The organism is Sphingorhabdus sp. (genome assembly GCF_035329025.1).
GTDB lineage: Bacteria > Pseudomonadota > Alphaproteobacteria > Sphingomonadales > Sphingomonadaceae > Sphingorhabdus_B.
This window is the reverse complement of record NZ_DAOLHN010000025.1, coordinates 1-13,719: the sequence shown is the minus strand read 5'-3', so window position 1 is coordinate 13,719 and position 13,719 is coordinate 1. Positions and strand designations below refer to the sequence as shown.

Below are 13,719 nucleotides of genomic sequence, written 5' to 3'. Positions count from 1 at the left end.
GCCCAAGGATGCAATGGCAATGCCGCTTAAAGACTTAAAAGGCCCAAACATGCCGAAGACCCGAATTTCGACTGCCCTGAAACTAGCCGCATTGGCGGGGACCGCCCTGTTGGCACAAGGCTGCACGCAGTTTCGCGGGCATCAGGGCTATATTGGTGATGCAACGCTGATCTCTTCGGTTCAGGCCGGGGTGGATAATAAAGATTCGGTGCAGGGGACTTTGGGGCGCCCGACATTTGTGGGCCAGTTCAGCCCGAATGACTGGTATTATTATGCACGCGATACCAAGCAACTCGCATTCCGCAACCCGCGCCCGACCGCACAGACCATATTGCATGTGCAATTCGACAATGCGGGCAATGTTATCGCGGTGAACCAGCGCGGCATGGAAAATGTTGCGCAATTGAGCCCTGAAGGTGACAAAACCCCGACGCTTGGCCGTGACACCAGCTTCTTCGAAGAGCTGTTTGGTAATATCGGTGCGGTGGGTGCCCCCGGGGCTGGCGGCGCTGGAAGCTCGGGCGGTCGCCCATAAGCCGCAGCGCTTATTGCGCCACCCCGGCTGAAGCGAGCACCGCCAAGGCCACGATTTCCGACGCACTCGACGACATGGTCGCGATCTGCACCGGCTTTTCCATGCCCACCAGCATCGGCCCGATCACCTGATCGCCGCCCAGTTCGCGCAGCAGCTTGGCCGAAAGATTGGCCGATTGCAGCCCCGGCATGACCAGCACATTGGCCGGGCCTGACAGGCGGCAGAAGGGATAGTTGGCCATCAGCGCCGGGTTGAGTGCAACGTCAGGGGCCATTTCGCCTTCATATTCGAAGGCGACCTTGCGGCTGTCGAGCAGCGCCACAGCCTCGCGGATATTGCCCAGCCAATTTCCCGCCGGATTGCCGAAGGTTGAATAGGACAGGAAGGCGACGCGCGGCGTATGCCCCATACGGCGCGCAACTTGTGCAGTCTGTTCGGCGATATAGGCCAGCTCTTCCGAACTCGGACGTTCATTAACCGTGGTGTCCGACATGAAGACGGTGTGCGTCTTGCCGACAAGCACATGAATGCCAAAGGGTATTTCGCCCTTTTTCGGATCGAGCACGCGCCGCAATTCGCGCATCGTTTGCGCAAAGGTGCGGGTGATACCGGTGATCATCGCATCGCCCTGATCCATTGCCAGCATCAGCGCGCCGAAAATATTGCGATCACGGTTGACCATGCGCTGGATATCGCGGCGCAAATAACCCCGGCGCTGCAAGCGCAAATAGAGCCGGTCGACCATCGCGGGCACCAGCGGGCTGGAAACGCTGTTGTGGATCTCATAGCTTTCGGGGTTGGCAACGCCCATGGCTTGTAGCTTGGCAAGCACGGTTGCGTCGCGCCCGACCAGCACCGGCGTGCCATAGCCATCCTGACGGAACTGCACGGCGGCGCGCAGCACGACATCTTCCTCCGCCTCGGCAAAAATCACCCGTTTCGGTTTCGCGCGGGCGGCTTCGTAAACCTGTGCCATCACCGACGTCGTCGGATTCTGCCGGGCGCGCAGCGAGGCGCGATAGGCATCCATATCGGCAATCGGCTTTTGCGCAACGCCGCTGTCCATCGCTGCCTTGGCCACCGCCGAGGATACAACCTCGATCAGGCGCGGGTCGAACGGGGCGGGGATGATGTAATCGCGGCCAAAACTTTGCGCATTGCCGCCATAAGCCGCCGCCACATCTTCATGCACCGTTTCGCGTGCCAGTTCGGCAATCGCATTGGCAGCGGCAATCTTCATTTCCTCGTTGATCGTCGTCGCCCGAACATCAAGCGCGCCGCGGAAGATGAAGGGGAAGCCGAGGACATTGTTGACCTGGTTCGGATAGTCCGAACGCCCCGTCGCCACGATAGCATCGGGCCGTGCCTCCATCGCGTCGGGCGGGGTGATTTCAGGATCGGGGTTGGCCATCGCGAAAATGATCGGCTGGTCGGCCATGTCGCGGACCATATCCTTGGTCATCGCATTCGCCGCCGAAAGCCCAAGGAAAACGTCGGCGCCCTTGATCGCCTCTGCCAATGTGCGCGCCTCGGTGGGGACGGCATGGGCCGATTTCCACTGGTCCATGCCTTCGGTGCGGCCCTGATAAATCACGCCCTTACGGTCGCACATGATCACATTGCCATGCGGTACGCCCATCGCCTTGATCAGTTCGGTACAGGCAATCGCTGCTGCACCCGCACCGTTGCAGACAACCTTGATATCCTTCAGCTCACGCCCTGTCAGCAAACAGGCGTTGATCAGGCCGGCCGCCGAGATGATCGCGGTGCCATGCTGGTCGTCGTGAAAGACAGGGATGTTCATGCGCTCGCGCAGAGTCTGTTCGATCACAAAGCAATCGGGTGCAGCAATGTCTTCCAGATTGATGCCGCCAAAGGTCGGCTCGAGCAGTTCAACGGCATCGATGAAACGCTGCGCATCCTCGGTCTTCACCTCGATATCGATCGAGTCGACATCGGCGAAGCGCTTAAACAGCACCGCCTTGCCTTCCATTACCGGCTTTGAGGCCAGTGCGCCCAGATTGCCCATACCAAGAATCGCGGTGCCGTTCGAAATCACTGCAACCAGATTGCCTTTGGCGGTATAATCATAGGCCGTCGCCGGATCGTCAGCGATCGCCTGCACCGGCACAGCGACACCCGGCGAATAGGCAAGGCTCAAATCGCGCTGCGTTGCCATCGGCTTGGTCGCGACGATCTCGATCTTCCCGGGACGTCCCTGCGAATGGAACAGCAATGCTTCGCGGGCGGTAAAGGGGACGTCGCTTGCGCTCATGGGATTACTTGCCTTGTTTTTCTTCTGATATGCGCCCGCCCTAGCGGCAAGCACGGTAGGGGCGCAAGTCTGCATGCTTCTGGGGCGGGCAAACTTATTCCACAAATCATCGGCAGGCCCCTGTTGCCTTGCCCCGGCAAGCCGGTATCAGGCGGGTATGGACTCGCGCCCAGCCAAAAATGTCGCATTGCCAGGCCTCGAAACGCCGACGCCGATGATGGCGCAATATCTGAAACTGAAGGCGAAAGCCGGCGACTGCATGCTGTTCTACCGCATGGGCGACTTTTTCGAGCTGTTCTTTGACGACGCCAAGGCGGCATCGCAAACACTCGATATCGCGCTGACCTCGCGCGGCGAACATGGCGGGCAGCCGATCCCCATGTGCGGCGTGCCGGTGCATGCCGCCGAAGGCTATCTGGCACGGCTGATCAAGGCCGGACACCGGGTCGCGATTGCCGAGCAGACCGAAACGCCCGAAGAAGCGAAGGCGCGTGGCGGATCAAAGGCGCTGGTTGCACGCGACATCATCCGCTTCGTCACGGCGGGCACGCTGACCGAGGACAGCTTGCTCGAAAGCTGGTCGTCGAACATCCTTGTGGCATTGGCAGAAGCCGGTGGCGAGATCGGGCTGGCAGCCGCCGATATTTCGACCGGTTATTTCGAGGTGAGTTGCGTGTCTGCCTCGGCACTCGAGGCCGAGCTGGCGCGGCTAGGGCCAAGCGAAGTGGTCGCGCCCGAAGGCTTTGCCGCCCAACCCTTTGGCGCAATCGAACGTCCGCGCGATGATTTTGACAGCATGGCGGGCAAGGGTGCCCTCGCCGCGCATTTTAGCGGCACCGACTTTGCTTCGCTCAGCCGAGCCGAACTGGCCGCTGCAGGCGGCCTGCTGGCGTATCTGGAGCATGTCGGGCAGGGCAAGATGCCCTTCCTCAAAGTGCCCGTTCGCCGCGAGGTGCAGCAATATCTGCTGATCGACCAGGCGACCCGCGACAGCCTTGAAATCACCCGATCGGCCAATGGCGGCGGACGCGCAGGCTCGCTGCTCGCCGAAGTTGACCGGACGATTACCGGAGCGGGCGCGCGGCAACTGGCAGCGGACCTGTCCGCCCCGTTGATGGACAAAGGCGCGATCGAGGCGCGTCTCGCGCTGGTGCAATGGTTCCACGACGCGCCTTTGTTGCGCGACAGCACGCGCGCTGCGTTGCGCCAACTGCCCGATATCGCCCGCGCCTTGGGGCGTGTAGTCGCCGGACGCGGTAGCCCGCGCGACCTTGGGCAGATAAGGGACGGTCTTGATGGAGCCCGCATCTTGCGTGAGCGGCTAGGGGCGATGGCGGAGCGACCCGTTTTGCTGGAAAGCCTGCTTCCTGCACTCGACGGACATGGCGCGATGGTTGACCTGTTCACCCGCGCGCTGGTGCCGACGCCGCCCACCGAAGCCTCGCAAGGCGGTTATATTGCCGAGGGCTATGACGCTGCACTCGATGCGCTGCGGCTGGCGGGGCGCGACGGGCGGGCAGCGGTTGCGGCGATGGAGGCGCGCTACCGTGCATCGACCGGCATTTCCACGCTCAAGATCCGGCACAATGGCGTGCTCGGCTATTTCGTCGAAGTGCCCTCCAAAAATGCCGACCCGCTGATGGCGGCAGGCAGCGGCTTTACCCATCGGCAGACGATGGCAGGCGCGGTACGGTTCAACTCGCCCGAACTGCACGAAGAAGCGCTGCGCATCACCCAGGCGTCCGGCCATGCGCTGGCAGCGGAGGCGGCGCATCTGGAAGAATTGATCGGGCATGTCCTTGCGCGACGTGACGCGATTGCGGCGAGCGCCGATGCGCTCGCGCGGATTGACGTCGCGGCGGCGCTGGCCGAACGCGCGGCAGAGGGACGTTGGTGCCTGCCTGAATTTGTTTCCGGAAACGAACTGCATATCGAAGGCGGGCGCCATCCCGTTGTCGAAAGCGCGCTTGCGCGGCTGGGTGAGCGCTTCATCGCTAATGACTGTGATCTGGCACCCGAGAAACGACTCTGGCTGGTGAGCGGCCCCAATATGGGCGGTAAATCGACCTTTTTGCGGCAGAATGCGCTGATCGTGATTTTGGCACAGGCGGGCAGCTATGTTCCTGCCAGCACCGCCCGGCTAGGGCTGGTCGACCGCCTGTTCAGCCGCGTCGGCGCGTCGGACAATCTGGCGCGCGGTCGTTCGACCTTCATGGTCGAAATGGTCGAGACCGCCGCCATCCTGGCGCAAGCGACCGAGCGCAGCTTCGTGATCCTCGACGAAGTCGGGCGCGGCACTTCAACCTATGACGGTCTCGCCATCGCCTGGGCAGTGGTCGAAGGAATCCATGAAGCCAACCGCTGCCGTTGCCTGTTTGCCACGCATTATCACGAACTGACCCGTTTGGCGGACACGCTCGACGCGCTCTCGCTCCACCATGTCCGCGCCAAGGAGTATAAGGGTGACCTCGTCTTGCTCCACGAAGTCTCGGACGGTCCAGCCGACCGCAGTTACGGCATCGCGGTCGCCAAGCTGGCGGGCCTGCCACCACCAGTGCTGGCCCGCGCCGCGCAGGTGCTTGAAAAATTGGAAAAGGGGCGCGCCGAAACCGGCGGTCTAGCCGCCGGCCTCGGCGAAATGCCCCTATTCGGCGCCGCGCTCGATGCCGCCGAAGCCAAGGTCGATGCCGTGCGTGAAAAGCTGTCGGGAATGGATATCGACGCCCTCACCCCAAGGCAGGCGCTGGATTTGTTGTATGAGTTGAAGGGCTTGGCTGGAGAGACTTAACCTTTCCCCTCACCTCAAACGTCACCCCAGCGAAAGCTGGGGTCTCAGGCCGCCTTACACTACCGCATGAGATGCCAGCTTTCGCTGGCATGACGCTCATTTGGAAAATGGCGATCACGCATTCAATTGTTCCCACAAGTCATTCCAACCCGGGTTCATGCTTTCGATCAGTTCAATCCGCCACATACGTTGCCACGCCTTGACCCGTTTCTCTCGAACAATCGCTTCCTCGATCGACGGCAAGAATTCGTAATAGACCAAGCGCTTCAGATTATATTTTCGGGTGAATTGAGCGCCGCGGCCAGTGCGATGTTGATAAATCCGCGCGAGTAGGTTTGCGGTGACTCCCACATACAAAACGCCATAGCGCTTGTTGGTCATTATGTAGACCCAGCCGCCCTTGTTCACGCTCACGCCCTCTTCTGAGCCGTCGCACCAGCGAACGCTGGTGCCTCAAGCCGAAGCGCGTCTCCGCCTGAGATGCCAGCATACGCTGGCATGACGATGGTGGGTTTAGGGCTCGAAATCACCCGAGCGACAAAAACAGCCCCGCCAACGCCGCACTCATAAGGTTTGACAACGACCCTGCCGCCAGCGCCTTCAGCCCCAGCTTGGCGATCATCGGGCGCTGGTTGGGGGCGAGGCCGCCGGTGACGGCCATCTGGATGGCGATCGAGCTGAAATTGGCAAAGCCGCACAGCGCGAAGGTGACGATGGCGACCGTCGGTGCCGACAGTGTTTTCAGCGCGCCCAGATCGATGAAAGCGACAAATTCATTGAGGACGATCTTGGTGCCGAACAGCCCGCCCGCCTGCACCGCTTCGTTCCACGGCACGCCGAGCAGGTACATGACCGGCGCAAAGACCTGCCCCAATATGCCCTGAAAGCTAAGCCCCTTGAGCCCAACCAGATTGCCGAGGCCACCCAAGACGCCGTTGGCCAAAGCGACCAGGGCCACGAACGCCAACACCATCGCGCCGACGGCTACCGCCAGCTTCACGCCGGTCTGCGCGCCTTGCGAGGCGGCCATGATCAGGTTGGCCGGCTTTTCATCGTCATGCATGTCGAGCGCGATATTGGGATCGTCGACCGCCGGTTCGTTCGGATCGTCGGGCATGATCAGCTTTGCCATCAAGATTCCGCCGGGCGCCGACATGAAGGCGGCAGCGATCAGATAGTCGATGCGGATGCCCATCGAGGCATAGGCCGCAAGGATCGTCCCCGCGACCCCGGCCATGCCGACCGTCATCACGCAGAACAGCTGCGCGGGGTTGAGCGTCGCCAGATAAGGGCGGATCACCAGCGGCGATTCGGACTGCCCGACAAAGATGTTCGAGGCCGCACACAGGCTTTCAACCTTCGAAATGCCGGTGATTTTCTGCAGGCCGCCACCGATCCAGCGGATCACATATTGCATCACCCCGAGATAATAGAGGATCGAGATGAAGGCCGCGAAAAAGATGATGACGGGCAGCGCCTGGATCGCAAAATTCTGCCCCAAGGGATCGGTGGCAAGACCGCCGAAGAGGAATTTGGTGCCTTCATTGGCATAGCCCAGCAAGTTCGAAACGCCGGTCGCCGCGCCCTGCAAAACCCGGTTGCCCCACGGCACATATAGCACCAGCGCCGCCAGCCCTGCCTGAAGCGCAAAGGCCGACAGCACGACGCGCGGGCGGATGGCCTTGCGGTTGGAGGACAGCAGGAAGGCGATCGCAAGGATCAGCACCATTCCGGCAAGGCTCATCAGGATTTGCATTCTCGTCTTCCCCCAAATTCATGTCGTCGCCCCAGCGAAGGCTGGGGCCGTTGGAGGCCCAAGCCGATTGAGCAGGATCAACCTGCTGCGGCCCCTGCCTGCGCAGGGGCGACGTGTTATGCCAAAGCTGTTAGCGCGCCCTTCCGCCTTGCGCCAATAAAATTAGCCGCTAACCATTGGCCAGCAAAGCAGAAACGGGGGAAGCCGCAATGACCGACAACCAAGCCAGTGGAACGATGATCCCGCGATCGCTGTTCGTCTATGCGCTGCTCTATGGAGGGTTGGTGGTGCTGGCGGGCGTACTCGGCACCAAGATTTCGGAGATCGGCCCGCTGCATGTCGAATCGGGCATTTTCGCGTTCCTAATGCTGGTAGTGCTGTCGAGCGCGGTCGCCGAGCTGCATGGCAAGGACACGGCCGACAAGCTCGTCCGCTATGGTTTCATCCCGCTGATCTTATCGATGGCGCTGATCTTCATCGTCATCCGGATGCCCCCCGCACCTTTCTGGACCTTGCAGGACCAGTTTGCGGGCATCCTTGGCCAGGGCGCGCGGCTGCAACTGGCAGGGCTGATTTCCTATGGTATTTCACAGACCCTGAACGTCTATGTCTTCACCAAGCTGAAAGGCGAAGGCAGCGGGCGGGCGGCGTGGCTACGCGGGTTGATTGCCGGCCTTCTCTCGCAGGCACTCGACACCGTACTGTTCATCACCATCGCCTTCTATGGCGTGGTCGATCCAGGCAGCGGCCAGGAAATGCCGATTGTCGACATCATGACCGGCCAGATCATCGCCAAGCTGACCTTGGTGGTGGTGTTCGTGCCGATCCTGATCACCGCCTGCGTCAAGCTCGGGCAACGATTGGACGGCAAGACCGCCTGAGCCTGCAATATAGTTGCGTGCAAAGCGATGGGGCGCTAACCCGCGCGCCATTATGACCAACCACGCTCCTGATCCCGCGATGCTCGCCAAGGCCGAAACGCTAACCGAGGCGCTGCCTTATATGCAGCGTTATGCGGGCAAGACCTTTGTCATCAAATATGGCGGCCATGCGATGGGCGATCCGGAGGCGGCGCACAATTTTGCCGAGGATGTGGTTTTGCTGAAGGCGGTCGGCATCAACCCTGTGGTTGTCCATGGCGGTGGGCCGCAGATCGGGGCGATGCTCAAAAAACTGGGCGTTGAATCGAGCTTTGTCGATGGCCTGCGTGTCACCGATGCAGAGACCGCGCGCGTGGCGGAAATGGTGCTGTCAGGCGCGATCAACAAGGAACTGGTCAGCTGGATTGCGCAAGCCGGCGGTCGCGCGGTTGGCATATCGGGCAAGGATGGCGGTTTCGTGATCGCTGAGAAGGTCGAAGGCACCACCCGCGATCCCGACAGCAATATCGAACGCGCGGTCGACCTTGGCTTTGTCGGCACACCCAAGCATATCGACCGCAGCCTGCTCGACACGATTTCGGGCAGCGGGATGATTCCGGTCGTCGCCCCCATCGGCGTCGACAAGACCGGCCAGACCTATAATATCAACGCCGACACCATGGCAGGTGCGATTGCAGCGGCGCTCGGCGCGGCGCGCCTTTTCCTGCTCACCGACGTTGCCGGGGTGCTCGACAAATCGGGTAACCTGCTCACCGATCTTGATCCCAAACAGATTGGTGCCTTGCGCGAAGACGGCACAGTTACCGGCGGCATGATCCCCAAGCTGGAAACCTGCATCGCCGCGGTCGAAGGCGGCACCGAGGCGGCGGTCATCCTCGACGGGCGGGTTCCGCATGTGAGCCTGCTGGAAATCTTTACCGCAAGGGGTGCGGGCACGCTCGTGCATAAGTAAAACCGTCGCCCCGGCGCAGGCCGGGGCCGCTATCGGCTTGCTCTTTCATCGTTGGATAAACCTACAGCGGCCCCGGCCTGCGCCGGGGCGACGTCCGTTTTTAGTGTTCTAGATAGTTGATACAGCGCGCAGCCTCGGCTAATCGGGCGCATCGTTCCCTTTTCGGAAGACCAAGATGCTCCTCGCGCTTATCCAGATACTAGGAATGTTGATCAATATCGTAGTCACGGTTGTGATCGCACAGTTTATCCTAAGTTTGCTAATTGCATTCAATGTTGTCAGTCTGACAAACAATTTCGTTGCCGCTTTGTGGCAAGCGCTTAACGCCATACTCGATCCAGTCTTACGCCCGATCCGAAAGATCATGCCTGACACCGGCATGATCGACTTTTCGCCTATGGCGCTGATATTTGCTCTTTATTCGATCCAGATCATTCTCGAACAACTATATAGAAATTCATTTTCTGCATGAGCGGAGCGACGGTTATTGATGGCAAGGCGTTTGCCGCCGGGCTGCGCGCGCGCATCGCCACGGCGGTACCTGCCTTTACCGCTGCCACCGGTCGCGTGCCGGGACTGGCCGTGGTGCTGGTTGGTGACGATGCAGCAAGTGCGGTCTATGTCGCCTCCAAAGGCAAGGCGACCGTCGCCGCCGGAATGGCGAGTTTCGAACACCGCCTGCCTGCCGATACCAAACAGGAAGAGCTGATTGCGCTGATGCGCCAACTCAACGCTGATGAAAGCGTGGACGGCATATTGGTGCAGCTTCCGCTTCCCAAGCATCTCGACGAACAGGCGGTGGTTGAGGCGATTAGTCCGGACAAGGATGTCGACGGCCTGACCCCGATCAGCACCGGCCGCCTTGCGCTGGGCCTGCCCGGTCTTGTGCCCTGCACCCCGCTCGGTTCGCTGATGCTGCTCAAGGACCATATCGGCGATCTGTCGGGTAAGGACGCGATTGTGATTGGCCGTTCCATCCTCGTCGGCAAGCCGATGGCGCAATTGCTGCTCGCCGAAAACTGCACCGTCACTATCGCACACAGCCGCACCCGCGATCTGAAACAACGGGTTCAGCAGGCCGATATTGTCGTCGCTGCTGTCGGTCGCGCCGAAATGGTCAAGGGTGACTGGCTGAAGCCCGGCACCGTGGTGATCGACGTGGGTATCAACCGTCTTGAACCCACCGCTGGTGAAGCCAAAGGCCGCCTTGTCGGCGATGTCGATTATGAAAGCGCGTTCGAGCTGGCTTCAGCAATCACGCCGGTGCCGGGCGGCGTAGGCCCAATGACCATCGCTTGCCTGTTGCGCAACACTCTGGTCGCCGCGCACCGCCGGGCTGGCCTCGCCGACCCCGAAGGGCTATGATCCGGTGATGACCGGCAAACAACTGCTACCCTTTATCGTCGGCTCCAGCCTGATCGCCAGCGGGTGCGTAGCGCAACCAATGCCGCGCAGCGCCACTGCACCCAGTGCCAATCCCAGCGCGATCATCGCTGCCGAAATCGCCTTCAACCGGCTTGCGCAAGAAAAAGGGCAATGGACCGCCTTTCGCGAAACCGCGGCAAAAGATGCGGTCATGTTCGTACCCGAGCCAAATCTCGCACAGGAATGGCTGAGGGAAAAATCCAACCCGCCCAAGTCCGTGACATGGCAGCCGCACAAGGCCTTCATGTCCTGCGACGGCAAGACCGGAGTGACCACCGGCGCTTGGCAGCGCCCTGACGGATCGGTGGGCTATTTCACGACTGTCTGGCAATGGCATGAAAAGGGCAAACGCCCGAATAAGGCCCCGCCTTCCTATATTGGCGACGGCGAATGGAAATGGGTCGTCGATCATGGCGACGCATTGACCGCACCGCGCGCCGCGCCGGAAATGATCGAAACGCGCGTGGCCAGCTGCAAGGGTCAGCCGAGTGCTCCGCTATCGGCCCCGCCCGAGGGCGCGAAAATGAAAATGGGGTTGTCGCGCGACCAGAGCCTCAATTTTACCTGGGTCGTGATGCCCAATGGTGCCCGGTCGGTGGTGGTGCGGTTGTGGAATGGCGAGAGCTTTGACACTGTAATTGCCGACAATGTAGCGGCGCCCGCCTCGTGATCGACCTGTTCATCTCTGCCTTCATCACCTTTTTCGTGGTGATCGACCCGCCCGGCTGCGCCCCCATCTATGCCAGCCTGACCAAAGGCGCGTCGGCACAGCAGCGGCGCAGCATGGCGATCCGTGCCTCCATTATCGCAGCTGGCATATTGTTCGTTTTTGCGCTGTTCGGCGAAGACCTGCTCGGCGCGTTGCATATCGAACTCAACAGCTTTCGTATCGCTGGCGGGATCATGCTGTTCCTGATCGCGATCGACATGGTGTTCGAAAAGCGCACCGAAAGGCGTGAAGAGCGCGCGCAAAAAATCATCGAAACGCCCGAAATCGAAGATGTCTCGGTCTTTCCGATGGCAATGCCGATGATTGCAGGCCCAGGCTCCATTGCCTCGGTAATGTTGTTGATGAGCCAGAATCAGGGGCTCGACCGCTCTTTGGTGGTGCTTGGCGCACTGGGTGCCGTGTTGCTGCTGACACTGATCGCACTGGTTGCGGCAGGGCCGATCATGCGTGTGCTGGGATCAAAGGCCGAAGCCGTCATCACCCGCCTGCTCGGCGTGTTGCTCGGCGCACTGGCGGCGCAATTTGTGATCGATGGTTTGCGCGCCAGCTTCGGCGGGTAACGCTGTTCTCCCCTCCCGCTTGCGGGAGGAGGGCCTTACTGCAGCGTAACCCGGTCGTCCGATCCGTCGTGCCGCCCGAAAAACTGCATCAACTGGATGATCAGCTCGCTGCGCGTTGCCAGCCCCTTCGATTCGAGCAAAGCCTGTTTGGCAGCAACATCAAAAGGCGCAATCTGGGCGATGACGTTGACCAGCGAGAAATCGTCGAGCTGACCGACCGCGTTCCAGTCCACCGCATAGCCCTGTGCATCGGCAAAACGGCGCGATTCGATTTCCAATGCCGCACGTTCGCCAAGCGACAGCGTTTCACCGATTTCATCTTCTTCCCACAGTTCGCCTTCGATCTGGCGGAAAGGTGTCGTCACATCGAGTTCGCGCAACAGGGTGAAGCGCTGCAGCCCTTCCAGTACGATATTATAGCGTCCGTCCTCCAGCGCCTCGACATCCCCGATACGCCCAAGACAGCCAACGGAGAACAGGCTTGGGGTTTCGCCGCCGCCCTTGGGCTGGATCATCCCGATCATCCGGTCGCGCGCTAACGCATCGCTGACCAGCGCTCGATAGCGCGGTTCGAAAATATGCAGCGGCAATTGCATGTCTGGCAGCAATATTGCGCCGGACAGCGGGAAGATCGAGATCCGCTTGACTGTCATCAACTTGCCATCAGCCGAACAATATCGCCGACAGTTTGCGCCGCGTCGCCGACACCCAGGGGTCTTCAAGACCGATCATGCTGAAAATCTCCAGCAACCGGCTGCGTGCCACACCGTCATTCCATTCGCGGTCGGCAGCAATGACCGCGAGCAGCGCGTCTGCGGCGCCATCGCGGTCGCCCGCTGCCATCAGGGCGTTGGCCAGATCAAACCGCGCCTGATGGTTGTCGGGGTCGGCATCAACCGCCGCCTTCAGTGCAATAATTTCGTCCGGATCGCGCGCCTGTGCTGCAATGGCGAGCATCGTTCCGACGCGTTCCAGCGCTGGAGCGGCGCGCTGCTCTTCGGTCAGGCTGGCGTGAATCGCCTGCGCCTCTTCCTTTCTGTCGAGCGCAATCAATGCCTCCAGCATGCCAGCCAGCGCAGCCTTATGTTCGGGATCATGCCCGAGAATTTCGGTAAAAATGGCATAGGCCTCTTCATTCGCCCCTTCAGCCAGCGCCTCTGCGCCTGCTGCGGCCACTTCGTCGAGGCTCGGTCCGGCATCCGCCGCAGCGCCCGCCTGCACCGGCAGTTTGGCAAGCAACTGGTCGAGCATCGCGGACAGCTGCGGTTCGGTGCGCGCATTGGTCAGGTCTGCCACCGGCTGCCCCTGAAACATCGCATAAACGGTGGGGATCGAACGGATCTGGAATTGCGCGGCGATGAACTTGTTCTCGTCTACATTGACCTTGGCGAGCACCACGCCCTTTTCAGCATAGTCCGCCGCCACCTTTTCCAGCACCGGGGTAAGCTGCTTGCATGGCCCGCACCATTCGGCCCAGAAATCGAGGATGACGAGCTTGGTCATCGACGGCTCGACAATCTCGTCCCGAAATGCCTGCACCGCTTTTTGTTCTTCGGTGGTCAAACCCATGCTGGCCAAAATACTGCTCCCGTTATCCGAATCATCTATGCGCTTTATGTGGGGTGCGGCGCGGATATGCCAAGAGATTGGCTTGCAGAGCGGAAAAAAAGCAAAGCAAATTTCCTGTGATTAAAGGGGTTGCAGCCCCCGATGACGCCTGCTAATGGCGCGCCTCACCCGCTGGACATCACCTGATTCCAGCCGCCAGAGCGGGCGTAGCTCAGGGGTAGAGCACAACCTTGCCAAGGTTGGGGTCG

General features: G+C 60.8%; 13 protein-coding genes. 8 read left to right on the top strand and 5 right to left on the bottom strand.

Features of this window, described 5'->3' with window-relative positions; all coding sequences use genetic code 11:
- The first annotated feature begins 49 nt into the window (after nt 1-49).
- Complete coding sequence (gene bamE / locus PKC81_RS08560; RefSeq protein ID WP_324335073.1) at nt 50-535, top strand: outer membrane protein assembly factor BamE; 486 nt, start codon at nt 50-52, stop codon at nt 533-535.
- 10 nt (nt 536-545) lie between these two features.
- Here the strand turns inward: bamE and PKC81_RS08555 are convergent, their stop codons facing one another.
- Nucleotides 546-2,810 carry an NADP-dependent malic enzyme gene (locus PKC81_RS08555; protein ID WP_324335071.1) on the bottom strand — a complete coding sequence of 755 codons (2,265 nt, stop codon included), beginning with the start codon at nt 2,808-2,810 and terminating at the stop codon, nt 546-548.
- Between the two features lie 157 nt (nt 2,811-2,967).
- On the opposite strand from PKC81_RS08555, the gene mutS reads away from it, so the two are divergent.
- The gene (mutS, locus tag PKC81_RS08550) at nt 2,968-5,598 is read left to right on the top strand and encodes a DNA mismatch repair protein MutS (RefSeq protein WP_324335069.1); all 2,631 of its coding nucleotides are present in this window, start codon (nt 2,968-2,970) and stop codon (nt 5,596-5,598) included.
- Nucleotides 5,599-5,712: 114 nt separating this feature from the next.
- Here the strand turns inward: mutS and PKC81_RS08545 are convergent, their stop codons facing one another.
- Both PKC81_RS08545 and PKC81_RS08540 read right to left on the bottom strand, forming a co-directional pair.
- Nucleotides 5,713-6,006 carry a GIY-YIG nuclease family protein gene (locus tag PKC81_RS08545; RefSeq protein WP_324335066.1) on the bottom strand — a complete coding sequence of 98 codons (294 nt, stop codon included), beginning with the start codon at nt 6,004-6,006 and terminating at the stop codon, nt 5,713-5,715.
- A 118-nt stretch (nt 6,007-6,124) separates the two neighbouring features.
- Nucleotides 6,125-7,354: a NupC/NupG family nucleoside CNT transporter gene (locus PKC81_RS08540; protein WP_324335064.1), complete on the bottom strand. Its 1,230-nt coding sequence runs from the start codon at nt 7,352-7,354 to the stop codon at nt 6,125-6,127.
- 209 nt (nt 7,355-7,563) lie between these two features.
- Here PKC81_RS08540 and PKC81_RS08535 point away from each other — a divergent pair, with 209 nt between their 5' ends.
- From PKC81_RS08535 to PKC81_RS08510, 6 genes are all read left to right on the top strand, one after another.
- Nucleotides 7,564-8,235, top strand: coding sequence for a queuosine precursor transporter (locus PKC81_RS08535; RefSeq protein ID WP_324335062.1), 672 nt, complete (start codon nt 7,564-7,566; stop codon nt 8,233-8,235).
- A 49-nt stretch (nt 8,236-8,284) separates the two neighbouring features.
- Nucleotides 8,285-9,187, top strand: a complete 903-nt coding sequence (gene argB / locus PKC81_RS08530) for an acetylglutamate kinase (protein WP_324335145.1) — start codon at nt 8,285-8,287, stop codon at nt 9,185-9,187.
- Between the two features lie 175 nt (nt 9,188-9,362).
- Nucleotides 9,363-9,659, top strand: coding sequence for a YggT family protein (locus PKC81_RS08525; protein ID WP_324335060.1), 297 nt, complete (start codon nt 9,363-9,365; stop codon nt 9,657-9,659).
- Nucleotides 9,656-10,552, top strand: a complete 897-nt coding sequence (gene folD, locus PKC81_RS08520) for a bifunctional methylenetetrahydrofolate dehydrogenase/methenyltetrahydrofolate cyclohydrolase FolD (protein WP_324335058.1) — start codon at nt 9,656-9,658, stop codon at nt 10,550-10,552. The genes PKC81_RS08525 and folD overlap by 4 nt, the downstream gene beginning before the upstream one ends.
- A 7-nt stretch (nt 10,553-10,559) precedes the next feature.
- Nucleotides 10,560-11,282 carry a hypothetical protein gene (locus tag PKC81_RS08515; RefSeq protein ID WP_324335056.1) on the top strand — a complete coding sequence of 241 codons (723 nt, stop codon included), beginning with the start codon at nt 10,560-10,562 and terminating at the stop codon, nt 11,280-11,282.
- The gene (locus PKC81_RS08510; protein WP_324335054.1) at nt 11,279-11,902 is read left to right on the top strand and encodes a MarC family protein; all 624 of its coding nucleotides are present in this window, start codon (nt 11,279-11,281) and stop codon (nt 11,900-11,902) included. Before PKC81_RS08515 ends, PKC81_RS08510 begins: the two co-directional genes overlap by 4 nt.
- 35 nt (nt 11,903-11,937) lie before the next feature.
- Here PKC81_RS08510 and PKC81_RS08505 read toward each other — a convergent pair whose 3' ends face one another.
- Both PKC81_RS08505 and PKC81_RS08500 read right to left on the bottom strand, forming a co-directional pair.
- A complete protein-coding gene (locus PKC81_RS08505) occupies nt 11,938-12,555 on the bottom strand; it encodes an LON peptidase substrate-binding domain-containing protein (RefSeq protein ID WP_324335053.1) in 618 nt (205 codons plus the stop codon).
- A 10-nt stretch (nt 12,556-12,565) separates the two neighbouring features.
- A complete protein-coding gene (locus PKC81_RS08500) occupies nt 12,566-13,471 on the bottom strand; it encodes a tetratricopeptide repeat protein (RefSeq protein WP_324335143.1) in 906 nt (301 codons plus the stop codon).
- Nucleotides 13,472-13,719 lie beyond the last annotated feature (248 nt).

Excerpts from the sequence above, each read along its gene's own strand:
- bamE (WP_324335073.1), top strand. The coding sequence starts at position 50 with ATGCCGAAGACCCGAATTTCGACTGCCCTGAAACTAGCCGCATTGGCG.
- PKC81_RS08555 (WP_324335071.1), bottom strand. The coding sequence starts at position 2,810 with ATGAGCGCAAGCGACGTCCCCTTTACCGCCCGCGAAGCATTGCTGTTC.
- mutS (WP_324335069.1), top strand. The coding sequence starts at position 2,968 with ATGGACTCGCGCCCAGCCAAAAATGTCGCATTGCCAGGCCTCGAAACG.
- PKC81_RS08540 (WP_324335064.1), bottom strand. The coding sequence starts at position 7,354 with ATGCAAATCCTGATGAGCCTTGCCGGAATGGTGCTGATCCTTGCGATC.
- PKC81_RS08535 (WP_324335062.1), top strand. The coding sequence starts at position 7,564 with ATGACCGACAACCAAGCCAGTGGAACGATGATCCCGCGATCGCTGTTC.
- PKC81_RS08525 (WP_324335060.1), top strand. The coding sequence starts at position 9,363 with ATGCTCCTCGCGCTTATCCAGATACTAGGAATGTTGATCAATATCGTA.
- folD (WP_324335058.1), top strand. The coding sequence starts at position 9,656 with ATGAGCGGAGCGACGGTTATTGATGGCAAGGCGTTTGCCGCCGGGCTG.
- PKC81_RS08515 (WP_324335056.1), top strand. The coding sequence starts at position 10,560 with ATGACCGGCAAACAACTGCTACCCTTTATCGTCGGCTCCAGCCTGATC.
- PKC81_RS08505 (WP_324335053.1), bottom strand. The coding sequence starts at position 12,555 with ATGACAGTCAAGCGGATCTCGATCTTCCCGCTGTCCGGCGCAATATTG.
- PKC81_RS08500 (WP_324335143.1), bottom strand. The coding sequence starts at position 13,471 with ATGGGTTTGACCACCGAAGAACAAAAAGCGGTGCAGGCATTTCGGGAC.